The sequence below is a fragment of the Devosia ginsengisoli genome (assembly GCF_007859655.1).
Classification (GTDB): domain Bacteria; phylum Pseudomonadota; class Alphaproteobacteria; order Rhizobiales; family Devosiaceae; genus Devosia; species Devosia ginsengisoli.
The window spans coordinates 2,370,811-2,393,947 of the sequence record NZ_CP042304.1 but is presented as its reverse complement, the minus strand read 5'-3'; the positions used below and the strand labels follow the sequence as shown (position 1 = coordinate 2,393,947).

Below are 23,137 nucleotides of genomic sequence, written 5' to 3'. Positions count from 1 at the left end.
TGAACGCGGATGCGTTTCCGGCAGGTCGGCAAAACCGATCTTGAAATCTGCGAACTGGCCTTTGGTGGCGCCAGCATCGAGACGGTCAGCGAGGCCGGAGCCCAGGCCGTGCTCGAAGCCGCCTGGACCGGCGGCATAAGGCATTTCGATACCGCGCCCCATTATGGACCGGGCATTTCCGAGGTCCGCATGGGCCGGTTCCTCGCCGAAAAGCCGCGGGGTGAATTCACCCTCTCCACCAAGGTGGGGCGGCTATTGGCGCCCGATGCCACCGGCGCGCTGCAGCGACAGCTCGATTACAGCTATGACGGCATCATGCGCTCGGTGGAGGAAAGCCGGCAGCGCATGGGGCTCGACCGCTTCGACATCCTGCTGGTGCACGATATCGGCCCGGAAAGCTATGGCGTCCATGGCGAGCGCAGCCACTTCGCCGACCTGATGGATTCCGGCTGGAAGGCGATGGAGCAATTGCGCCGCGAAGGCGCCTGCGCCGCCATCGGCATCGGCGTCAATGGCGTCGACATCTGCCTGCGCGTGATGGAACAGGTGGCGCTCGATATCATCCTGCTGGCCGGGCGCTATACGCTGCTCGACCCGCAAGCCGAGCCGGAACTGCTGCCGCTCTGCGGCGAGGAATCGACCTCCATATTGCTGGGCGGCGTGTTCAATACCGGCATCCTGGCCACCGGCGCCGTTCCCGGCGCGCTGTTCCAATATCGCCCGGCCGATGAGGCCATGCTGGAAAAAACCCGGCAGTTGCAGGCGGTCTGCGTCGAATATGGCGTGCCCCTGCCGGCTGCTGCATTGCAGTTTGCCAAGGATCACCCTGCCATTCCGTCGCTGCTGGTGGCCACGGCCAGCCCCGATCAACTGGCGGCGAATTTCGCCAATTACCAATACCCGATCCCTTCCGAATTCTGGGCCCGCCTCGCCGAATGCGGGCTGGCCCGCCACTATTCATTGGACAAATAATGACTGTTTTCGAAGTTGCACGGCCCGCTCCCGCCGGGGAGCATGGCATGGACCGTCACGATCCCTACGCCGCGGCGCTGGCGCGGTGCATCGCCCTGCTGCAGCGCGTGTCCGACATCGATGGCGACCGGGCGCCGCGACTGGGCAATGCCGACCTGAGCTGGACCTATTGCCCTGAGCATGACTGGGTGGCCTCGTTCCGCATCGGCACGCTGTGGCTGGCCTATCAGGAGACCGGTCGCGACTATTTCCGGGGCCGCGCCCGGGCGCGCGACGCCTATTATGACAGGCTGCTGGTCACGACGGACTGGCATGACCATGACCTGGGGTTCCTCTTCTCGCTGAGCTGCGTCGCGGACTATCGGCTGACCGGCCGGGAGGCGGCACGGCAGCGAGCGCTTGGCGGTGCGCGCCTGCTGGCCAGCCGCTTCGTCGACAATGGCGGCTACCTGCTGGCCTGGGACGAGAAAATCGCCTTCGATAACAATGAAAAGGGCGAGGCCTGGGCGCGGTTCGTCAAGGGGCGCATGATCGCCGACACCATGCAGAACCTGGCTTTGCTCTATTGGGCTGCCGAGCAGGAGGGCGATCCGCGCCTTGCCGAAATCGCCACGCGCCACGCGCAGACGGCGGCGCAATACCTTGTGCGACCCGATGGCAGCAGCTTCCACACCTTCGCCTTCGATCCCAGAACAGGCGCGCCAGTCGGCGGCGCGACGCATCAGGGCTATGCCGATGCCTCCTGCTGGAGCCGCGGGCAGGCCTGGCTGATCCATGGCTTCGCCCAGACCTATGCCCTGTCGGGGGAGGCCTTCAGCCTCGAAGCGGCGCGCAAGGTCTGCGCCAGGTTCGAGCAGCTCATGGGCGATGACATGGTGCCGGTCTGGGATTTCGATGCGCCGCGCGAAGACAATATGCCGGTCGATAGTTCAGCCGGAGCCATCGCGGCGGCCGGCTACCTGCTGCTGGCGAGTCTCGTCGAAGGCGACGAGCGGCGGCGCTGGCACACCATGGGCCTGCGGCTGCTCGACGGGCTGCTGCAGCGCTGCGACCTGACCGACAACCCACAAGCGCATGGCTTTCTCGATGAAGGCGCCGCCAACGTGCCCAAGGGCCGTGTGCGCAGCATGCTGCCCTATGGCGACTATTACCTGATGGAGGCGCTGATGCGCGCCGCCGGCCATCACCGCTTCTTCTGGTAAGCCATGAGTGCCGCTCCCACCCATCCGCGCCATGCCGCGCCGGTCACCACCCGCGATGAAATGGCGGCCTATCTGCGCTCCCTGCATGCCCCGCTCGAGGCCTATTATTCGCCGGGCCGCGCCAGGGTGCGCCTGGCGCCGTTCGCCGGGGATTTCGATGTGGAATCGGCCGAGCTCGAAGGCTTCGCGCGGCCGCTCTGGGGCCTGGCGCCCCTGCTGAAGGGTGGGTATGAGCTGCCATTCTGGCCGGAAGTGCTCAAGGGCCTCGGCAATGGCGTGGACCCCCAGCATCCCGAATATTGGGGCGATGTGGTGGATTTCGACCAGCGCATCGTCGAATCGGCGGCCATCTCCTTCACCCTGATGCTGGTGCCGGAAAAGAGCTGGGCGCTACTGGACGACAAGGCCAGGGCAAATCTCGTGCGCTGGCTGCGGCAGGTGACCGAGGTCAAGTCGCCGCCTAACAATTGGGGCTATTTCTCGGTACTCGCCCATCTGGCGCTCAACGCGCTGGGCTACGACACCCACCGACAGAAGCGCGACGCGTTGCTGGATTTTCTCGAATCCTGCGCCATGGGGCCGGATGGCTGGTCGTCCGACGGCCACCGCCCGCAGGTCGATCACTATGTCGGCTTCGCCATGCATTTCTATGGCCTGCTCTATGCCCAATTCTCGGGGACGCGGTGCGCGGCAAGCGATTGCGCGACCGGGCCACGGCTTTCGGCCGGCAGTTCCGCGAATGGTTCGCCGATGATGGTGCGGCTCTGCCCTATGGCCGCAGCCTGCCTTATCGCTTCGCGCATGGTTCGTTCTGGAGCGCGGCGGCCTTCGCGGATGCTTCCGCATTCGGCCCCGGCGCGCTGAAGCGCCTGGCGCTGGGCAATATCCGCTGGTGGCAAAATACCGAGGCGCTGGACCGCGATGGCGTGCTGTCCATGGGCTATGCCTATCCCAATCCGGTAGTCGCCGAATTCTATACTTCCGCCCAAAGCCCCTATTGGGCCTTCAAGGCCTTCTTGCCCTTGGCGCTGCCGGCCGACCACGCCTTCTGGCAGGCGGCAGAGGAAGCGCCCGCCACCGAGCCCGAGGCGCGCATCCAGCCGGTTCCCGGCATGGTCATGCAGCGCCACAAGGGCGTGGTCACGGTTTTGGCCGGCGGCCAGGAGGCAGCCGATCGCTTCCTGCACACCGCCGAAAAATACGGCAAATTCGCCTATTCCACCCGCTACGGTTTTGGCGTCGAGCGCGACAGCCGCTGCTTTGCCTATGGGGCTTTCGACTCCATGCTGGCGCTGAGCGCCGACGGCATTCACTTCGCCATGCGCAAGCACAGCGATGCCCATGGCATCGTCGATGGCATGCAATATTCCAGATGGAGCCCGCTGCCCGGCGTGACGGTGGAAACAGCCAGCATTCCCGCGGGCGTCGGCCATTTCCGCGTGCATGCCATCGATACCGAAATCGGTCTCGATCTGGCGGAGGGTGGGTTCTCCCTGCCCATGCCGAGCCGCGCCTCGGTCAGCCTGGCCGCGACGGACAATACGATCACACTGACGACCAGCGATGACGCCTCGGCGCTGCTTGTGCTGGCCGCCCCGGCGCCGGTGACGTTGCAGCACCAGATCGGCGCACCGGGCTCGCATCTCTATTTCCCGCGCGCCGTGGTGCCGCAGGCCCGGCTGACCATCGCGCCGGGGCGTCACATGCTGGCCAGCTGGTTTGCCGCTTCGCCCGACAAGGCGGCGGTGGCGGCAGGCCCGCCGGCATTACCCGTGCTGGAGCCGCTGTTCGAACATCTGCGCGCGCATGCCAAACCGCCCGAGGGCTGGCATGCGACATCGCAGAATGCCGTGAGCTTCCTCGTCGCGCGCGACCGCGCCACCAATGGTCTGGGCCGGGCGTGATCATCGACAGTCATCAGCATTTCTGGCGTCTCGAAACCGGCCTCTATGACTGGATCCCACCCGCCGACGCCGTGTTGCGCCGCAATTTCGAAGTCGCCGAACTGGCCCCGCAATTGCGCGATGCCGGCATAGGCGGGACGATCCTGGTGCAGGCAGCCAATAGCGAAGACGAGCTGGCCGAACTCGGCAGGCATGCGGCAGCAGCCGGCTTCGTTCGCGGCATCGTGGCGCCGCTCGAAATCACTCGGGCCGGCGTGGCCGACCGCATCGCCCGCATGGCGGAAACGCCACTCCTGGTCGGCTTCCGTCCGCCCTTCACCGCGCTGTCCGACAGTGCGGGCGCACTCACCGATTCAGCTGGCGCTGCGCTCGGTGCGATCGATCGGTACGGCCTCGCGCTGGACTGTCTTGCAGTCGGTCCGGCGCTCGGATTGATCCCCGCACTCGCTCAGAGCCATGCCGGCATGAACCTGATCGTCGATCATGGTGGCAATCCCGACCTTTCCGCAGGCAAAGTGCGAGGTGAATGGCGTGAAAGCATGCGGCAAATCGCGGGACAACCGAATGTTTCCTGCAAGCTTTCCGGCCTCCTGACCCGGCTTCCGCCGGGGGCAGATCGCACCATCGTGGCCGAGCATGTCGCCATTCTGCGTGACCTGTTCGGGCCGTCGCGCCTGCTCTGGGGCAGCGACTGGCCGGTGCTGACCAAGGGGGACAGCTATGGCAACTGGCTGCAGCTGTGCCGGGAACTGCTCGATGATCTCGATGAAGCGGAAACCGCGGCGGTGTTCGGCGGCAATGCCATGCGGGTCTACAGACTGGAGGATGCGCATGACCGCACAGCCTGAATTGCAGGTCTTTGTCTGCCGGTTGCATCGCGACAAGATCGCGCTCTACGAAGCCATCCACGATGGCATGACGCCGCCCCATGCGGCCAATACGCGGCGCGGCTATGACATCCTGGACATTTACCGGCTCGACGACCTGCTCGTCATGCTGACCCGGCGCCATGCCGGCCCACCGGTCGAGCCGACCGAGGAGAGCAAACAACAGGCCGCGCGCTGGCATGCCTCGCTTGCCGAATGCTTTGCTGAGCCCTGGCGGCCGGCCCCAATCATCTTTTCGCTCGCCCTTGCAGGCGGTGCCTCAACACCAGACGGAGCCCATGGATCATGAAATTTGCCAGCTTCAACGTCGGCGATAGCGCCCATTACGGCCCTGTCAGCGGTGAGGTGATCCACGCCGTTCCCGACAGAATGCGGGGGCAGTTTCCCGACCTCAAGAGCGCCATTGCCGGGCAGGCTCTGGAGCAGGTGGCGGCTGCGGCCCTGCGGGACGGCACGCCCTATCCGCTCGCGTCGCTGCAATATGCGCCCGTGATCGCCAATCCGGGCAAGATCATCTGCGTCGGCCTCAATTACCGCGCCCATGGCGATGAAACCGGCCGCCCGGACTACCCGGCGCTGTTCGTGCGCTTCGCCGATACCCAGATCGGGCATGGCGAAAATCTGACCCTGTCAGCGGAATCGGCGATGTTCGATTTCGAGGGCGAACTCGCCGTCGTCATCGGCACGCCCGGCCACGGCATCGCAGAGGCGGCGGCGCTGGACCATATCGCGGGCTATGCCTGCTACAATGACGCGACGATGCGGGACTGGCAGCGCCATTCCAGCCAATATACCGCCGGCAAGAACTTTCCCGGCACCGGCGCTTTCGGGCCATTCCTGGTCACGGCGGACGAGGTCGGCGATCCGAGCCAACTGGCCATAGCCACGCGCGTCGACGGTGCTGTCATGCAGAGCGCCAGCACGGCGGACATGCTGTTCTCGGTTCGCGACATCATCGCCTATGTCTCCCGCTTCACGCCACTGGCCGCGGGCGACGTGCTGGTCACCGGCACGCCTGCCGGCGCCGGTGCCGGGCGCAAGCCGCCGGTTTTCCTCACGGCGGGCATGGTGGTCGAGGTGGAAATCGAGCGGGTCGGATTGCTGCGCAACGTTGTTGCCGCAGTGCAGTAACTGCCGGTCAGGCGACGAAGCGCAGGAAGCGCGCCCAATCATAGGGGCGAATGTCGTGCGGCCCCGGCCGCAGGTGCCAGCCGATGGCGCCGGACCGGCATTCGGCATCCTCGTGCCACGCTTCCTGCAACGGGGACAGGGTCTGCTGCCACATCGGCGCGGCGCCCGCGAGAGCGAGATATTCCCCCTTGGGGTCGCACCAGTGATCCTCCGAGGCGCTGGCGACATAGAGGCGCCGCGGCGCAACCGAAGCCAGCAGATGGTGCTGATCAAGCGGGGCTGCGCCTGCCGGCGCCGGATTGGGGGAGGTCCAATGCGGGAACCGCGCCAGCATTTCCGCCGGGGTCTCACCCAGATCGCGACTGCTGAGGCTGGCGCCGAGACAACCGGAATTGTTGACCAGCACGGCGCCGATGCGGGTGTCACTGGCCGCCGCGAGCAGGACGGCCTTGCCAAGCCGCGAATGGCCGGCGGCGATCACCCGGCTCGCGTTGATCTCGGGAAGCCGTTCGGCCACATCGATCAGCCGGCTGATCGACCAGGCCCAAAGGGCGATGGCGCCCGGTTGCGGCTGGGCCGGGTCCGGCCGGGTGAGCGGCCAGACGCCGACGCCCTGCCATTCACTCTCGGAATCCGGCACCCATGAGCCGTAGCAGCTGGGTCAGGACCGCATAGCCGGCGTCGTTGATCTGCTTGACCGGCCAGCGATAGCCGGTAATGCCGCGATGGCTCTCGGACAGGCGGCCGCCCGACGAGCGGGAAATCCGCGCATCGGGGTCGATGGGATAGCCATCGCCGAAAAACGTGCCGGCCGGGCCGAGAAAATCGAGGCCCAGCGCGATCGGAAGCGGCTTGCCGTCATGCCCGGCGGGCAACCAGAGCGCAGCGTCTACCCTGAACTGCCGTTCTGCGACTTTCAGCGTGATGGAAATACGCTCGGCGGTCTCGCCGGCAATCGGAAAGCGTTCGATGGTGATGCTGTCGGGGGCCGGCGGCATGACGCCATAGATTTCCCGCGCGAAGCGATCGAGCCAGGTCGCCCGCGCATTCTCGGGCACGCGTCCGGCTTCAAAGAGGGCAGGGACCGCTTCCGATACCAGGCTGTCGTCGAAATTGAGCTCGGTCAGTGTAGTGACGGCGCCGGTCATGAACCCCTCCATGGGCGAATGTGGTCGGGCCCGCAGGATTTCCGCGGGCCCGCATAGATCAGTTCGAAGTGGCCAGCCAGGCGTCGATCTGGCGCTGCAATTCCTCGATCACCCGCGGCAGGCCGGCAACCTCCATTTCCGCGAGCTGCTGGTCAAGGAAGCTGTCCACATCCTCGACGCGCCCGTTATCGAGGGCTTCGAGATTGGGAATGATGGAGCCCAGAGCGGCCATTTCATTCTCGACCGGGGTGATATCGAAGGCAAAGCCGAGCATGACGGAGGGTGTCGCCTCGGCATTCATGCGCAGGGATTCCTCGTTATCGGCGATATCGGATGCCTTCTGCGGATAGATCAGGAAGCTGTTGCCCCAGACCCACTTGATATTGGGCCAATAGGACGCCTTGTCGAGCAGCTCGACCAGGGTCTTGTCGGCATTCCACTGCCAGTTGACGCCCTCGACGCCGAGCGCCAGACCGTTGACCACTTCGGCATCGGTATTGAGCAGATGGATCAGCCGCAGGGCTTCCACCGGATGCTCGCTGTCGGCCGATACCGACCACATGGAGGCGTTCATCGCCGCGGTGGTCAAGGCAATGGGCGCGATGCGCTTGGGCTGGAAGGGCAGGCCCTGGAAGATGCGATGCGTCGGGCGGTCCTGGGCGCTGTCCATGTTGAAGCCGACCGTGCCCGCCGTGACGGCGGAGAGGAACTGGTCGCGGTTCATCGGGTTGGGATCGGTCAGGCCCATTTCATGCCATTGGCGGCGCAGCTTGACCTGCGCGCGATATTCGGGCGTGGCGTAGAAGTTGACGATATTCCGCTCCGGATCGTCCATCTTCACGGCAAGCAGCGTGTAGGTGCCCGAGGTCGCGACAGGGTCATAGCCGAACAGTTCGGCCGCCGCCGCCACCTTGCCGCCGAAGGCATAGAAGCCCTCGCCTTCGCCGGCCACGACTTCCTCGAAGATGGGCGTCAACTGCTCGTATGAGGTGATCGAGGCCAGGTCGATATTGTATTTCTCGACCAGGTCGGCGCGGGTGTTGAAGCCGAAGGTTTTCGGGAACATCTGCTGCACCGGAATGCCGTAAAGCTTGCCGTTGACGGTTCCGACTTTCAGCAGTTCGGGCGGAATGTCCGCCTGCAGTTGCGGCACGTCATCGAGATACTCGTCCAGCGCCAGCAGGTTTTGCTGGCTGACATTGCGGTAGAAATTGTTGATCCACGACGACGTCATGGCGATGTCGAACGGCTCGCGCGACGACATGACCAGGCTCATGCGCTGGTTGTAGTCGCCCCACGGAATCGGAATCAGATCGATATGGGCGCCGATCTTTTCCTCCAGAACCGGGTTCAGCGCGGCTTCGACCGCATCCACGCCATCATTGGTCCAGGTGGCGTCGGGATTGAACAGGGTCATGATCCGCAGGGTGGGAACATCCTGTGCCAATGCCGCCGTGCTGGCCAGCATCGCGGCCGCCATGGCCAGCATCCATTTGGTCTTCTTCATCATGCTCGGTCTTCCTCCTGATTTTACCAGAGCCGTATTGGTGGTCGGCAGGCGCAAAGGCAGCGCGCCGCCGGGCTAGAAAAAGGTCTTGATGGCATCGATGACCGTCCAGTCGTCATCGACCGCCAGCAGCACCTGCCATTTGTCGAAGGTGGTGCAGGGGTGGGAGATGCCGAAGCCGACTATGTCTCCCACCGCCAGGTCGGCATCGGCCGGCAGGGCCAGATGCCCGTGCTGGTCGTTGACGCCGGTAAGGTGCATGTCCCTGCCGAGAGGCGCTGGGCCGGCGTCACGGCCGGGGCGGAAATGCAGCAAGGGCACCGGCATGCCGCCATCGGTGCCCACGTCGCGGCGGCCGAGCGAGATGATCGCCTTTTCGGGTTCGGGCCGGGACAGGACCTGGGCGAAGACCAGCAGAGCGGGCTCGAAGCCATCGGCCGGCAGAGCCTGATCGCGCTGGCGCACGGCGGCGAAAGCCGTCTCGTAGGTGCCGGAATCGTGGGTCAGGTAGCAACCGCTGCGGGCGACCATCCGGGTCCGCCCGGCCAATGCCGAGGCCTGCAGCCGCTGCGCCAGGCGATCGTAGTAAGCCGAGCCGCCCGCCGACAGCAGGATTTCACCGGGATCGGCAAAGGCATTCAGCGCGTCGCATTGCACGGCAATGCCGCAGATGCGGTCGAGGAATTCGTCGACCAGCGCCACATCGGGAAGCAGACCCTCAAAGCCGGCAACACCGTGCAGCGGCAGGCCGGCGCTGCGGATCGCGGCTACAGTGGCGAGTGCGTCTTCGATACTACGGCAACCGGCGCGGCCGCCGGTATAGCCGATTTCCAGCAGGCATTGCGGCAGGTTTCCGGATTGGTGGCAGCGCGCCAGCCTTTCCGCGCCCGCCACCGAGTCGACCAGGATGAAGAGTTCCAGGTCGGGCGTCCGGGCCAGCACGCTCGCCACATAGTCGATCTCGGCAGTGCCGATGACCTGGTTGGCGATGATCAGGCGCCTGAAACCGAAATGCAGGCACACGGCCAGATGGGCGACACTAGAAATGGTAATGCCCCAGGCGCCGTCGGCGATCTGCCGGGCAAAAAGCTGCGGCGCCATGCTGGTCTTGCCATGCGGCGCCAGCGAGACCCCGTTGGCGCCCAGATAGGTCTGCATGGTCCGGCTGTTGCGTTCGAGTGCCGACATGCGCAGCGTGGCGACGGGGAAGGACACGTCGCTGCGGAACAGGTTCCAGCCTTTCCGGCCCACGTCGCCGAACGGGATCGGGCAGTTTTGCGGCAGCAGGCCCTTGGTGCCGGGGGCCAGGTCGAGCGCCGCCAGTTCGGCCAGCGCTTCGGCATAGATGCTTGCCGACAGGGCGGGATTGAACGGAAGCTGGTTCATGACGCGACCGCCAGCGGCCGGAAGGCCGCCCAGATGGACTGGTCCGCATCCTGCAGGATTGCGGGGTCGGAGACCGCGCCGTCGCGGATGAACTGTCTGGCGCGCTTGATATGTTTGGCGATCGAGGTTTCCGGCCCTATGCCCTGAATGGCCCGCAGGCGACCCTCTGGGCAGAGGACAAACGCGAGCGCGCTGTCCGGCCCCAAGGTGCGGTGAACCACCGTCGCCCCATCCGGCGGCAGGCCGAGGCCCTGGATGCCGAGGTCATACTGGTCCGACCAGAACCATGGGAGGATATCGGCCTGCAGCGCACGGCCGGCCATGTTGCGTCCGGCGATCTCGCCCAAGAGCCGCGCGGCTTCCCAGCTTTCGAGCCGTACCATGCGGCCATCGAGCGGAAAGGCGCAGCAATCGCCGCTGGCCCAGATATCAGGATGCGAAGTCCGCAATTGCGCATCCAGGGCCACGCCATTGGCGATGGCGAGGCCGGCGCTTTCCGCCAGCTCGGTTCTGGGCACGCTGCCGATGGCGACCAGCACCAGATCGGCAGTGATTTCGGCGCCCGAGCCGAGCACGATCCGTTCGCCCTCCGGCCCGCTCTCCACGCCGGCAATGCTCGCCCCAAACTGGAACGCCACACCCATGCGCCGATGCCGGGCCAGGGCGATGTCCGCTATGGCGGGCGGCAGGACTCGGGCGAGAGGCCGGTCCTGGCTCTCGATGACAGTGACCTGGGCACCCGCCATGCGGGCCGCCGCAGCAAGTTCGAGCCCGATCAGGCCGGCGCCGACAATAACGATGCGGCTCTGCGCGTTGAGACAGGGCCGCAACCGCGCCGCATCGCTCGCCCGGCGCAGGGTCAACCAGCGGGCGGGGTTGCGGCCGGGAAGGTCGAGGTCGCGCGCCTCGGCACCGGTCGCGAGCAGCAGGCCGGAATAGGCGATCTGCTCCGACCCATTCAGCGTCACCAGGCGATTGCCGGCATCGAGGTGCGTTGCCCTGGTATCGAGGCGGATGTCGATGCCGGGGTCGTCGAGCAGTTCCGCCGGAATGACGCTCGATGGCCGCGCATCGCCGGAGCCGAGAAACTGCTTGGAGAGCGTCGGGCGCTCATAGGCGTGGATGGCTTCCTCGCACACCCACACAACCGGGCCGCGATAGCCTTCGGACCGTAGTCCGGCAATGGCGCAGGCCGCGCTTTCCCCGCCGCCGATAATGACAATGGGGTCAGCCGCCATTGGCCAGTCCGACATAGACCACGCCGCCCTCGACCTTGGTGGGCATGGTGCGCAGGTTGATGCAGGCCGGGGCGCCCCTGGCCTCGCCGGTGCGATAGTTGAACCGGCCATTATGCTTGGGGCATTCGATGATGTCGTCCATCACCAGCCCGTCCTCGAGTTTGACCTGCTCGTGGGTGCACAGGCCCTCGGTGGCATAGAAACGGTCATCGGGGCTGCGATAGATGGCGACGCGATTGCCGGCGATGGTGACGCCCAGCACGTCTTCCAGCTCGACGTCGTCGCTGTTGCAGGCTTGGTGCCAGGTCAGTTCACCGCTCATGAGGCTTGCGCCGCGTTGACGATAACGGTGCCGCCATGCAGGTCCGAGCGGTATGGCTTGGCGGTGGGCGGCAATTCCCGGATCAGGAAATAGTCGGGGTCCTTGCTCTGCCGCCACAGCACCGGCAGGATGTCGCGATAGGCGTGGAAGGTACTCTTGTCCGGCGGGGGCGTATCCGCCTTCATGATCTCATGCAGCTCGGGGAGCTTGTGATAGGGCACCATCGGGAACATGTGGTGCTCGATGTGATAGTTCATGTTCCAGTAGGCGAAGCGCAGCACCGGATTCATGTAGACGGTGCGCGAGTTCAGCCGGTGATCCAGCACATCCTCGGCCAGCCCGGCATGCTGCAGCACGCCCAGGTAATAGGCGAGCCAGTGGCCATAGATCTTGGGCACCGGCCCGAATAGCAGCACGGGCATCCATGATTGCAGCGCGACGGCCAGCGCAATGATGCCGGCATAGACCGAGAGCCATATCCGCGCATCGCGATAAACCTTCGGCCATTCCATTTCAGGAATGAAGGTCTTCTCCTCCGCGGTCAGGCGGCCCAGCGCATGCAGGGTGATATTGTAGACCGCCTTGCACACGTTCCAGACCGGCACGATGCTCAGGATCAGCTTGGCGAAGTCGATCGGGCGCCGCCCGAAAATCTCGCGGTCCCGGCCCACGATGATGGTGTCGGTATGGTGCCTTGTGTGGCTCCAGCGCCAGATGGTGGGCTCGCGCAGGATCATGAAGCTGGCCATGTGATAGACCACGTCATTCATCCAGCGCGTCTTGAAGGCGGTGCCATGCCCGCATTCGTGCCAGCGGGAATCCGCCGCCGATGCGTAGAACACGCCATAGACAAGAAAGAACGGGATCGACCACGCCGAGGGCCAGAAATACCAGGCGCCCGCGCCGCACCCTACGAGCAGGGCAAACCATATGAGCGTGTCCCGGATGGCCGGTCCGTCCGAGCGCTTCATCAGCGCCTTTATGGTCGAGCGGGGTATATCGGTCTGGTACCATTCGGCTGCTGCCAGGCCGGAGGCCACGGCCAGTTCCGCGTTCCGCCCGATCAGGGAATAATCGCGGGCAGTAGGCTTCATCGTCTCGCTCCCAATCTGCAGCAGGCAGGCCGCGTCAGCAGCCATCGCATTGGGGCGCAGCATAGCCCGCGGCTCCGGGGCGAAACGAATTACATCTCCTAGCTTTGCTATTAGTTGAGCTAATAGACAGACGGTTTGTCCGGCGGGGCCACGCCCTGCATCTGCTCGATCAGCCACGCAACAAAAATGTCGATATCATCGCGGTTTTCCGCGGGGCGCTTCAAAACGAAATAGCGCGGGCCGGGCATGGGTTCATGGCCGGGCAGGGCGATCATGCGGCCATTGCGGATATAAGCATTCACCAGCAAATGGCGCCCCATGGCCAGTCCATTGCCACCCGATGCCGCCTGATAGGCCAGGTAGGCCATGTTGAAATACGTGTTCCGCGTGCGCCGTCCCCAGGGCCGGCCATTGGCCTCGATCCACATGATCCATTCGGCGACCTTGGAGGGCGTGTCGGTCCAGGGATCGGCATCGTGGATCAGGGTGATCCGTTCCTCGGGATTGGCCTGGTAGCGCTCGATATAGTCGCGCGTTGCCACGGGATAGAGCCATTCCTGAAACTCGGCGATCACCTGGACTCTTGACGGTGGCGTCGGAGAATAGCGGATGGCCACGTCGATGCCGCCCATGCTCATCTGCGTCGTGTCGAGCATGGTCATGTCCGCCAGCAAGGTGACGGTGATATTGGGGTTGGCCTCGGTAAAGTCGGACAAGCGGGGCGCCAGCCATTCCAACGCCAGGGATGGAACGCAATTCACCGTCACCCGGCCATAGGCCGCAACATTGCTGGCATTGGTCAGCGCAGTGGCGATGAGGTCAAAGCCCTTGCTGAGGTCGGCATAGAGCATCGCGCCGGCCTCGGTGAGGTGGATGCCCTTGTTAGTCCTGTTGAAGAGCCTGATCGCCAGCCGCTCTTCAAGGCGATGGATGCGCTGCGTCACGGCGCTCTGGGTGAGCGCCAGTTCGCTGGCCGCCTGCTTCATCGACCGCTGTTCGGCGGCCACCCGGAAGAACCACAGATCAGATGCGAGACTGGCATCCAGCTTCCTAGCCACGCCTATATACCTCATGTGGCCGGTTCACCGCGAACCGTCTGGCCGAAAGCCTGCACCAGCAGCTGCGCCGATTGCAAGCCGCGACAATGCCCAAGCAGGCACCTGCAAAAGACTCATTGACGGCCAAGGCCCGTTGGGCGTATCTCCCGCCTCAGGACACCTCTCCCTAACGAGAGGCGCATAGGCCTGGGAGGGCCGCTTGATATGGCTGATACGCCCCAAACCGCACCGGCGGTCAAACCGGCTAACCCCAATTTTTCGTCGGGCCCCTGTGCCAAGCGTCCTGGCTGGACGGTTGAAGCGCTGGCCAATGCGCTGGTCGGTCGGTCGCACCGTTCCAAGCCGGGCAAGGCCCGCATCCAGCGCGCCATCGACCTGACGCGCGAATTGCTCGACGTTCCCGCCGACTACCGCATCGGCATCGTCCCCGCTTCCGATACCGGTGCGGTGGAGATGTTCCTGTGGAGCGCTTTGGGCGCCCGCGGCGTCGACATGCTGGCCTGGGAGTCGTTCGGCGCCGGCTGGGTCACCGATGTGAGCAAGCAGCTCAAGCTCGATGATGTGCGCGTGATCGACGCTCCCTATGGCGAATTGCCCGACCTCGCCCAGGTCGATTTCGACCGCGACGTGGTCTTCACCTGGAACGGTACGACGTCGGGCGTTCGCGTCGCTAATGGCGACTGGATTGCCGCCGACCGCAAGGGCCTGACCATCTGCGACGCGACCTCGGCCGCCTTCGCGCAGAATCTCGATTTCGCCAAGCTCGATGTCGTCACCTTCTCCTGGCAGAAGGCTTTGGGCGGTGAAGCCGCCCATGGCGTGCTGATCCTCAGCCCCCGCGCCGTCGAACGGCTCGAGAGCTTCAAGCCAGACCGCCCGCTGCCCAAGATTTTCCGCCTCACCAAGGGCGGCAAGCTGCTCGAGGAAGTGTTCCAGGCGGCGACCATCAACACCCCGTCGATGATCTGCATCGAAGATGCCATCGACGCGATGGAATGGGGCAAGACGGTTGGCGGTCTCAAGGGCATGCAGGCCCGCGCCGACGCCAATTTCAAGGTGCTGGCCGACTGGGTCGCCAAGACCGACTGGGTCGATTTCCTGGCGAAAAATCCGGCCAATCGCTCCAACACCTCGGTGTGCCTGTCCATCGTCGATCCTGCTGTAACGGCGCTCGCGGCCGACCAGCAGGCGGCCTTTGCCAAGGCCATCGTCTCGCGCCTCGACAAATCAGGCGTCGCCTATGACATCGGCGCCTACAAGGACGCCCCTTCGGGCCTGCGCATCTGGGCCGGTTCCACCGTGGAAGCCTCCGACCTCGCGGCGCTGACGCCGTGGCTGGACTATGCCTTCGCCGAAGAGCTCAAGGCTCTTACGGCTGCCGCCGCCTGATCACGCGATCTCGCAGTCACCCTCATCCTGAGCCTGTCGAAGGACGAGGGTGACCTGCACCGAACCCGGCCTCGTCCTTCGACAAGCTCAGGATGAGGCCTCACCCAGTTTCATGCAGGTCGCAGGTTCAAATCCTGCTCCCGCAACCAAAACCAGGAGGGCGCAATGCCCAAGGTTCTCGTTTCCGACAAGCTCAGCCCCACCGCCGTCCAGATCTTCAAGGATAATGGCGTGGAGGTGGACTACCTGCCCGATCTGGGCAAGGACAAGGAAAAGCTGCTCGAAGTCATCGGCCAGTATGATGGCCTGGCGATCCGCTCGGCCACCAAGGTGACCGAAAAGATCATCGCTGCCGCCACCAATCTCAAGGTCATCGGCCGCGCCGGCATCGGTGTCGACAATGTCGACATCCCCGCCGCGACCAAGAAGGGCATCATCGTGATGAACACGCCCTTCGGAAACTCCATCACGACCGCAGAACATGCCATTGCCATGATGATGGCTCTGGCCCGCCAGTTGCCCGAAGCCGATGCATCGACCCGCGCCAGCAAATGGGAAAAGAACCGCTTCATGGGCGTCGAAGTCACCAACAAGACCCTCGGCCTGATCGGCGCCGGCAATATTGGCTCCATCGTGGCCGACCGCGCCATCGGCCTCAAGATGAAGGTCATCGCCTATGACCCCTTCCTGACGCCCGAACGTGCCCAGGCACTGGGGATCGAAAAGGTGGCGCTCGAAGACCTGCTGGCCCGCGCCGATTTCATCACGCTGCATACGCCGCTGATCGACGCCACCCGCAACATTCTCAATGCCGACAATCTCGCCAAGACCAGGAAGGGCGTGCGCATCATCAACTGCGCCCGTGGCGGGCTGATCGACGAGACGGCGCTCTACGAGGCCCTCAAGTCCGGCCATGTCGCCGGGGCGGCGCTCGACGTGTTCCTGCAGGAGCCGGCCGAGAACAATCCGCTGTTCGAGCTGCCCAATGTCATTTGCACGCCCCATCTGGGCGCGGCGACCACCGAAGCGCAGGAGAATGTCGCCCTGCAGGTGGCTGAGCAGATCTCGGCCTATCTGATGAGCGGGGAAATCACCAATGCGCTTAATTTCCCGTCCATCTCGGCCGAGGAAGCGCCGATCCTGACCCCTTGGGTGAAACTGGCCGAAAATCTCGGCCTGTTCGCTGGCCAGCTCACCGAGACGGCGATCAAGGGCATCAAGCTCGAGTTCGAGGGCAATGTCGCCAATCTCAACGTCAAGCCGATGATCGCGGCGGCCGTCAATGGCGTGCTGAAGCCCTCGCTGGGCGACGTCAACATGGTCTCGGCCCCCCAGGTCGCCAAGGATCGCGGCATCACGGTGGAAACCACCACCCGCGATCAGCAGGGCGCCTATGAGGGCTATATCCGCCTCACCGTCACCACCGAGCGGCAGGAGCGCGGCGTGGCCGGCACGTTGTTTGCCAACGGCAAGTCGCGCATCATCCAGGTCAAGAACATCAACATGGAAGCCGAACTGACGCCGTCCATGCTCTATGTGACCAATGAGGACAAGCCGGGCCATATCGGGCGCCTCGGCACGCTGCTGGGCACGCTCGGCATCAATATCGCCAACTTCAACCTCGGCCGCGTCGATGTCGGTTCGGACGCCATCGCGCTCGTCTCCATTGACGGCACGCTGACCGAACCCCAACTGGCCGAAATCGCCGCACTGGAAGGCGTCAAGCAGGCGAAAGCGCTGCGGTTTTAGGCACCGATCTTCCCTCTCCCCTTGAGGGAGAGGGTGGTTCTTCCGCGTTCAGCGGAAGAACCGGGTGAGGGGTTCTGCGTTCTCCCATGCTTCGATGCAGATGGATAACGCAGGACCCCTCATCCGCCCTTCGGGCACCTTCTCCCTCAAGGGGAGAAGGGGGCTCGATGAATACCCGAAAACACAAAGGCCGGCCCGTCGGGCCGGCCTTTGTCATTCCGCTGGTGGAATGTTCTGGTTGCGCCGGAACACATTGTCCGGGTCATATTGCCGCTTGATGCGGCGGAGCCGGTCCCAGCTTTTGCCGGGATAGGCGTTGCGGGTGCGGGCCGCGCCCTCGTCGCCGAGAAAGTTCACGTAAACGCCCTCATTGTCCTGGCGCAGGGCCGACATCAGGTCCTCCACCCATTCCACGCGCTGCGGCCGGTCGGCCTGGTCGCTGTAGAAATTGGCGAGAAACAGCATGACCTGAGCATCGCGATGGCCATAGGCCGTGTCCTCGGCCGGAACCCGGTTCACCGCGCCGCCCAGCACGCGGATCTGCACCATGCGCATGGCCGAGTCCGATTCGGTCAGGAAGCCGGCAATGGTGCGGGCATTGTCCTTGCTGATGCGATCGACAAACAGCGTCCGTGTTTCGGGCAGGCCGGGTGGCTCGCCGCCTGGCCCCTCATAGAGGTCGAGGAAAGGCCCCGGCTTGACCGTATCGAGGATCGGGCCGAGCGCGCGGAAGGGCGCCAGCGCCGCACCGGCCATGTCGTCCGGCCCGGCATAGGCCATGAGCGCGAAGATGATCAACTGGTCGCGCATCGCTTCCGGGATGAAGGGTGCCGGTGGCGCCGGCATGACCATGGCGATGGCCGATAGCGCGTCGGGCGCCGTCTGGGCCGCCGCGGTGAAAGCCGCGATCGCCTCGGCGGTGCCGGGCAGTACCAACATCCCGCCGCTGAACGCCGGCAATTCCTGCGCCTGGAACTGGATGCGCGTCAACACGCCGAAATTGCCGCCGCCGCCCCGGATCGCCCAGAACAGGTCCGGTTCGTTCTGCGCGCTGGCCATGACGACGCGACCATCGGCCAGCACCACTTCGGCAGATAGCACCGAGTCGACCGTCACGCCATGCAGGCGCGACAGGTAGCCGACGCCGCCACCGGTGACGATGCCGCCGACGCCCACATCGCCCGAATCCCCGAAGCCGACCACCAGGCCATGCGGTTCCAGCGCCTTGAGCGTAGCGCCGACCGTTGCGCCGCCACCGACCCATACGGTTTTGCTGGCCTCGTCAACCGAGACATCATTGAGGTCGCGCAGGTCGATGACGATGCCGCCATCCACCGTGCCATGCCCCGATGAACTGTGCCCACCGCCGCGCACGGCGATATCGAAGCCATGCTCGCGGGCAAAGCCGATGACCTGGGAAACGTCATCCGCATGGGCGACGCGAGCGACGGCGGCAGGGCGGCAACCGGCGGGGTCGAAGAGCACGGCGCGGCTCTCGTCATATTCTGGGTTGCCCGGCAGCGTGACGCGGCCCGCCAGGGTCCGGGCAAGGCTGGCAATGTCCGGGCGGGGGGAAAGATGGGTATTCATGGAGTCCTCTCTCCGTGTTTGGTCACGGTTCCGTGACCGGGAGAGTGCTACATGGTTACATGGATGTGCCCTGCCTAGGCCTCGGCGGATATTTTTCGGCGAGCCGCCCATTCGGCCAGCACGATGCCGCTGATGATGATCACCGCGGCCAGGTAATGATAGGCTTCCGGCCGCTCGCCCAGAATGATCACCGAGCCCAGCGTGCCGAAGACCGGGATGAGATTGTGGCTCGGCGCGGCGCGGTTGGCGCCCAGCAATTCGACGCCGCGCGCATAGGAAACCTGGCTGAACATGGAGGGGAAGATCGCCACATAGGCGATGACGGCCCAGACCGTGGGCGAGGCATGGGCGAGCGTTGTCACCTGGCCCAGTCCGCCACCGGAAAAGGCCAGCATGATGACCCCGGTCACCGCCGCGCCGAAGAAGGATACGGCCATGAAGCTCATGATATGCATTTTGGGCCGGAAGCGCAGGCCCAGCGTATAGGTGGTATAGGCCAGGCAGGCGAGAATGACGAAGCCGTCGCCGACATTGATGTCGAGCGTCAGCAGCCGCGCCGGATCGCCATGGGTGGCGGTGAGGATGACGCCCGATATGGCCAGCAGCACGCCCACGATCTGGATTAGCCTGGCCCGCACCCGAAACACGATGAAATTGGCGCCCAGAATCAGCATGGGCAGCGAGGCCTGTTCGATGGCCGAATTGACCGCCGTCGTGCTGGTGAGGCCGATATAGAGAAACACGTTGAACAAGGCATAGCCCACGGCGCCAAACGCCATCAGCACCAGCCAGTGGCGGCGCACCACGGCCCAGTCGGCCAGCAGGTAGCGCCAGGCAAAGGGCAGGATGACCGCCGTCGCCAGCACGCAGCGGCTGGCCAGCAGCAGCACGGGGTCGATTTCGCCGACCACCAGCTTGGCCGCCACCACATTGCCACCCCAGAACAGGGGCGCCAGAATCAACAGGAGATAAGGCCGATCGAGCAGTCGGGCAAATATGCCGCGATTTTGGTTCTCTAGCGGCTTTGTCATCGTCTTCAGGGTGATGTAAGGACATCAGGACTTAGCAGTTATTCGGCCGCGATCAAAATTTACCCAAGGTGGCCGGAGGGACAGTCGTCCAAGGGAAGATGGGGTGCGGCCGTGGCGGCCGGAGCCCCGGTGTTGCGCCTATCCTGGAGAAGGTAATCTAATGGCTAATGTGGTTGTCGTCGGCTCGCAGTGGGGCGACGAGGGCAAGGGCAAGATCGTCGATTGGCTTTCCGAGCGTGCCGATGTGGTGGTGCGCTATCATGGTGGCCACAATGCCGGCCACACACTGGTCATCGACGGGGTGAGCTACAAGCTGGCTCTGCTGCCCTCGGGCCTCGTACAGGGCAAGCTGAGCGTCATCGGCAATGGCGTGGTGGTCGATCCGCACCATTTCGTCACCGAGATGGAAAAGCTGCGCGGGCAGGGGGTGACGATCACCCCCGAAGTGCTGCGCATTGCCGACAATGCCCCGCTGATCCTGTCGCTGCATCGCGAGCTCGATGCCATCAGGGAAGACTCCAATTCCGGCCTCAAGATCGGCACCACCAAGCGCGGCATCGGCCCGGCCTACGAAGACAAGGTGGGCCGCCGCGCCATCCGCCTGATCGACCTCAGCGAACCCGATACGCTGATGGTCAAGATCGAACGCCTGCTCAGCCATCATAATGCGCTGCGCCGCGGCATGGGCCTGGTCGAGATCGAGGCGCAGAAGATTTACGACGAGCTGACCGCCGTCGCGTCGGAAATCCTGCCGTTCATGGACCAGGTCTGGAAAGTGCTGGATGACCAGCGCAAGGCCGGCGCCCGCATCCTGTTCGAGGGCGCGCAGGGTGCACTGCTCGACAACGATCACGGCACCTATCCCTTCGTCACCTCGTCCAACACTGTCGCCGGGCAGGCCGCGGCCGGTTCGGGCCTCGGGCCCACCGCCATCGGCTATGTACTCGGCATCACTAAGGCCTATACGACACGCGTCGGCGAAGGCCCGTTCCCCTGCGAGCTCGATGACGAGGTCGGCAAGCATCTGGCCACGGTTGGCCGCGAGGTCGGCGTCAATACCGGGCGGCCCCGCCGCTGCGGCTGGTTCGATGCCGTGCTGGTGCGCCAGACGGTCAAGACCTCGGGCATATCGGGAATCGCGCTGACCAAGCTCGACGTTCTCGATGGCCTCAAGGAGATCAAGGTGTGCGTCGGCTATGAGCTTGACGGATCACGGATTGATTATTTGCCTGCCTCAATGGGGGCACAAGCCCGCGTTAAGCCGATCTACGAGACGCTTGAAGGCTGGTCCGAGACCACGGCAGGCGCCCGGAGCTGGGCCGAATTGCCGGCCCAGGCGGTCAAATATGTCCGCTATATCGAGGAGCAGATCGGGGCGCCGGTCGCCATGCTGTCGACGAGCCCGGAGCGAGTGGATACCATCCTTGTCCATGACCCATTCCAAGATTGAGATTTTTTGTTACAACGTGTCGCTGCAATTGTGAGTACCAACTAGCCAATGGCGGACTACAAGGAGCTGTTGCGCCGCGCCATCACGGCGCTGCCGGAGAATAATGGGGCGGCCCGGCGGGCCGTCTACGAGAAGGCGCGTTCGGCCCTGGTCGGGCAGCTGCGCGCTATCACGCCCCCATTGCCCGCGCGCGACATCACCCAGCACCGCCTGCAGCTCGAAGATTGCATCCGCCAGGTCGAGCAGGAAGCCAGCGAGGCCGTCATCACGCTGGGGCGTGAGCAGAGCCTGACGCCGCCCCGTCCGCCCGTCGAGCCGGCCAAGCCGGTCGAACCCGCGCCAGCGCCGGTGGCCGAAGCACCCAAACCCGCTCCCGCCATTGTCGAGCCTGCCGAACCCGCGCCGAAGCCGGCCGAAACCGGCAAGATGTCCATCGAGGACATTATCAGCGAGGCCTCGGCCACGTCAGGCGCGGCGGTAAAGCCGGCCGATGAAGCTGAAGCCGCGCCCGAAGCGGCGCCGGAGCCCAAGCCGGAAGCCAAATCCGAACCCGAACCCCGGCCGGTCCCCACCATTGTGGGCCGGGTCCATGCACCCAAGGCCGGGCCGACCTCGCCCATTCCTCCGGCGTCCAATGTCCGCCCGATGGATGCCCCGCTCAAGGGACCCAGTTTCGAGCCCCGGCGCGACGCCATTCCGCTGGCGGCCAATTCGACCACCGAGCCGGTGCGCGTCAGCGGCCGGATCGAGCCGTCCATGGGCCATCACGCGGTGGCCCGCCAGCAGGTGACGGTGCCCGCTTCGGTGGCAGCGCCCGTGCCGGTCGAGACGGCCCTGTCCAGCGTACGCGAAGTCGATGTCGAACCCGATGCCAGCGAGGCGCAGGACGTCATCGAGCGCGCCATCGAGGTGCTGGACCGCGAAGCGCGCGGCGAATCCACGCCCGCTCTGCCCGATCCCGTCGCGCCGCCGCCGGCCAAGGGCAGCGAAGAAAATGACGATGCCGGCTTTGCCGATCAGTCGCAGCGCGGTGGTGCGGGCCTGACGATTTTCCTCGTGGTCTTTGCCATCCTGCTCGCCGGGGTCGGCGGCGCGGGCTTCTGGGCCTGGCGCGAGGGCTATGTCGATCTCGACCAGTTGTTCGCCCAGACCCCGGCGCCGGTGACCACGACGGCCGAAGTGACCTCGCCCACCACGCCGACGCTCGATCCGGTGCCCCTGCCGGGGACAGCGGAAGGGCCGGGCAATACCACGCCGGCGGCCAGCAATGGCCAGCCCAATGCCGAACTCAGCGGGTTGCAGATCGAAGACCGGCTCGAGCCGACGCCGGAACCGGTGCAGCCGACCGGCAACGAAACCGTGCTGCCCGAGGTGAATTCCGACGAGGTCAAGAGCGAGGAACGCCTGCCTGGCGAAGAAGCGCTGGCAGCCACCGATCCGGCCGCCTCGGTCGATCCGGCCGTGCTGGCCGGTAGCCAGTCGCTGCTGCTCGAAGCCAGCCAGGATGGCACGACCGGCGCCGTACCCTTCTCGGGCACGGTGTCGTGGAGCGAAGGTGTCGATGAACTCGGCCTGCCGACGCTTGTCGGTACGGCCAGCATTCCGGCGCGCAATCTGGGCGTCGACCTGACCATCCGCAAGAATTCCGATCCCAGCCTGCCGGCCAGCCACCTGATGGAGGTCGACTTCAAGGTGAGCGACACCTTTATCGGCGGCAATATCTCCACCCTGCCGGGCGTGCTGCTCAAGGATCAGGAACTGGTGCCGGGCACGGCCCTGGTCGGGGCCTCGGCGCGCGTTGTGGGCAATTCGTTCCTCTTCGCGCTCAGCGCCACCCCGACCGATGCCGAAACCAATACGAACCTGCTGGAAAGCCGCCGCTGGATGGACCTGGCCGTGGTCTATGGCACGGGTCGCAACGCCATCATCACCCTGGAAAAGGATGAGGATGCGCAGGCCCTGTTCGAAAAAGTTTTCACCGCCTGGGCGGAGTAGGGGATACCCCCTCCTACCCCTTAAGGGCGTAGTGTTACGTCGAGCTCTTTCCTAGTTCGGCGTTTGTGGCCCACCCCCACCCTT

At 64.9% G+C, this 23,137-nt stretch carries 20 protein-coding genes and 1 pseudogene; 11 read left to right on the top strand and 10 right to left on the bottom strand.

Features of this window, described 5'->3' with window-relative positions; genetic code table 11:
- Positions 1 to 9: 9 nt before the first annotated feature.
- From FPZ08_RS11665 to FPZ08_RS11640, 7 genes and pseudogenes are all read left to right on the top strand, one after another.
- On the top strand, positions 10 to 972 hold the full coding sequence (locus FPZ08_RS11665; RefSeq protein ID WP_146290182.1) for an aldo/keto reductase: 963 nt from the start codon (positions 10 to 12) through the stop codon (positions 970 to 972).
- 47 nt (positions 973 to 1,019) lie between these two features.
- Positions 1,020 to 2,174 (top strand): glycoside hydrolase family protein, encoded by a 1,155-nt coding sequence (locus tag FPZ08_RS11660; RefSeq protein ID WP_186766961.1) that lies wholly within the window; start codon positions 1,020 to 1,022, stop codon positions 2,172 to 2,174.
- 3 nt (positions 2,175 to 2,177) lie between these two features.
- A pseudogene (locus tag FPZ08_RS22800) lies at positions 2,178 to 3,181 on the top strand (DUF2264 domain-containing protein); the annotation flags it as partial.
- A 105-nt stretch (positions 3,182 to 3,286) separates the two neighbouring features.
- Positions 3,287 to 4,078: a DUF2264 C-terminal domain-containing protein gene (locus tag FPZ08_RS11655; protein WP_425457602.1), complete on the top strand. Its 792-nt coding sequence runs from the start codon at positions 3,287 to 3,289 to the stop codon at positions 4,076 to 4,078.
- Positions 4,075 to 4,926, top strand: a complete 852-nt coding sequence (locus FPZ08_RS11650; RefSeq protein WP_186766959.1) for an amidohydrolase family protein — start codon at positions 4,075 to 4,077, stop codon at positions 4,924 to 4,926. The genes FPZ08_RS11655 and FPZ08_RS11650 overlap by 4 nt, the downstream gene beginning before the upstream one ends.
- Positions 4,910 to 5,254, top strand: coding sequence for a hypothetical protein (locus tag FPZ08_RS11645; protein ID WP_146290178.1), 345 nt, complete (start codon positions 4,910 to 4,912; stop codon positions 5,252 to 5,254). Before FPZ08_RS11650 ends, FPZ08_RS11645 begins: the two co-directional genes overlap by 17 nt.
- Complete coding sequence (locus FPZ08_RS11640) at positions 5,251 to 6,096, top strand: fumarylacetoacetate hydrolase family protein (RefSeq protein ID WP_146290177.1); 846 nt, start codon at positions 5,251 to 5,253, stop codon at positions 6,094 to 6,096. Before FPZ08_RS11645 ends, FPZ08_RS11640 begins: the two co-directional genes overlap by 4 nt.
- Before the next feature lie 7 nt (positions 6,097 to 6,103).
- Here the strand turns inward: FPZ08_RS11640 and FPZ08_RS11635 are convergent, their stop codons facing one another.
- From FPZ08_RS11635 to FPZ08_RS11600, 8 genes are all read right to left on the bottom strand, one after another.
- On the bottom strand, positions 6,104 to 6,736 hold the full coding sequence (locus FPZ08_RS11635) for a glucuronyl esterase domain-containing protein (RefSeq protein WP_146290176.1): 633 nt from the start codon (positions 6,734 to 6,736) through the stop codon (positions 6,104 to 6,106).
- Positions 6,717 to 7,244: a hypothetical protein gene (locus FPZ08_RS11630; RefSeq protein WP_146290175.1), complete on the bottom strand. Its 528-nt coding sequence runs from the start codon at positions 7,242 to 7,244 to the stop codon at positions 6,717 to 6,719. The genes FPZ08_RS11635 and FPZ08_RS11630 overlap by 20 nt, the downstream gene beginning before the upstream one ends.
- 58 nt (positions 7,245 to 7,302) lie before the next feature.
- A complete protein-coding gene (locus FPZ08_RS11625; protein ID WP_146290174.1) occupies positions 7,303 to 8,754 on the bottom strand; it encodes an ABC transporter substrate-binding protein in 1,452 nt (483 codons plus the stop codon).
- A gap of 72 nt (positions 8,755 to 8,826) precedes the next feature.
- Positions 8,827 to 10,137 carry a type III PLP-dependent enzyme domain-containing protein gene (locus FPZ08_RS11620; protein ID WP_146290173.1) on the bottom strand — a complete coding sequence of 437 codons (1,311 nt, stop codon included), beginning with the start codon at positions 10,135 to 10,137 and terminating at the stop codon, positions 8,827 to 8,829.
- On the bottom strand, positions 10,134 to 11,375 hold the full coding sequence (locus FPZ08_RS11615; RefSeq protein WP_186766958.1) for an NAD(P)/FAD-dependent oxidoreductase: 1,242 nt from the start codon (positions 11,373 to 11,375) through the stop codon (positions 10,134 to 10,136). Before FPZ08_RS11615 ends, FPZ08_RS11620 begins: the two co-directional genes overlap by 4 nt.
- A complete protein-coding gene (locus FPZ08_RS11610; RefSeq protein ID WP_146290171.1) occupies positions 11,365 to 11,697 on the bottom strand; it encodes a MocE family 2Fe-2S type ferredoxin in 333 nt (110 codons plus the stop codon). Before FPZ08_RS11610 ends, FPZ08_RS11615 begins: the two co-directional genes overlap by 11 nt.
- Complete coding sequence (locus tag FPZ08_RS11605; RefSeq protein WP_146290170.1) at positions 11,694 to 12,791, bottom strand: fatty acid desaturase family protein; 1,098 nt, start codon at positions 12,789 to 12,791, stop codon at positions 11,694 to 11,696. The genes FPZ08_RS11610 and FPZ08_RS11605 overlap by 4 nt, the downstream gene beginning before the upstream one ends.
- Before the next feature lie 119 nt (positions 12,792 to 12,910).
- On the bottom strand, positions 12,911 to 13,849 hold the full coding sequence (locus FPZ08_RS11600) for a LysR substrate-binding domain-containing protein (protein ID WP_186766957.1): 939 nt from the start codon (positions 13,847 to 13,849) through the stop codon (positions 12,911 to 12,913).
- A gap of 204 nt (positions 13,850 to 14,053) precedes the next feature.
- Here FPZ08_RS11600 and FPZ08_RS11595 point away from each other — a divergent pair, with 204 nt between their 5' ends.
- Together FPZ08_RS11595 and serA are read left to right on the top strand one after the other, a co-directional pair.
- Positions 14,054 to 15,238: a phosphoserine transaminase gene (locus tag FPZ08_RS11595; RefSeq protein WP_146290168.1), complete on the top strand. Its 1,185-nt coding sequence runs from the start codon at positions 14,054 to 14,056 to the stop codon at positions 15,236 to 15,238.
- Between the two features lie 165 nt (positions 15,239 to 15,403).
- The gene (gene serA / locus FPZ08_RS11590; RefSeq protein ID WP_146290167.1) at positions 15,404 to 16,987 is read left to right on the top strand and encodes a phosphoglycerate dehydrogenase; all 1,584 of its coding nucleotides are present in this window, start codon (positions 15,404 to 15,406) and stop codon (positions 16,985 to 16,987) included.
- A gap of 213 nt (positions 16,988 to 17,200) precedes the next feature.
- On the opposite strand, the gene FPZ08_RS11585 is transcribed toward serA, so the two are convergent.
- Together FPZ08_RS11585 and FPZ08_RS11580 are read right to left on the bottom strand one after the other, a co-directional pair.
- Positions 17,201 to 18,577 (bottom strand): FAD-binding oxidoreductase, encoded by a 1,377-nt coding sequence (locus FPZ08_RS11585; protein ID WP_146290166.1) that lies wholly within the window; start codon positions 18,575 to 18,577, stop codon positions 17,201 to 17,203.
- Positions 18,578 to 18,651: 74 nt separating this feature from the next.
- Positions 18,652 to 19,608, bottom strand: coding sequence for a DMT family transporter (locus tag FPZ08_RS11580; RefSeq protein WP_146290165.1), 957 nt, complete (start codon positions 19,606 to 19,608; stop codon positions 18,652 to 18,654).
- A 160-nt stretch (positions 19,609 to 19,768) separates the two neighbouring features.
- Between FPZ08_RS11580 and FPZ08_RS11575 the strand changes: the two genes are divergently transcribed.
- Both FPZ08_RS11575 and FPZ08_RS11570 read left to right on the top strand, forming a co-directional pair.
- The gene (locus FPZ08_RS11575) at positions 19,769 to 21,058 is read left to right on the top strand and encodes an adenylosuccinate synthase (protein ID WP_146290164.1); all 1,290 of its coding nucleotides are present in this window, start codon (positions 19,769 to 19,771) and stop codon (positions 21,056 to 21,058) included.
- Between the two features lie 48 nt (positions 21,059 to 21,106).
- Positions 21,107 to 23,053, top strand: a complete 1,947-nt coding sequence (locus FPZ08_RS11570) for a hypothetical protein (RefSeq protein ID WP_146290163.1) — start codon at positions 21,107 to 21,109, stop codon at positions 23,051 to 23,053.
- The last annotated feature ends 84 nt before the right edge of the window (positions 23,054 to 23,137 follow it).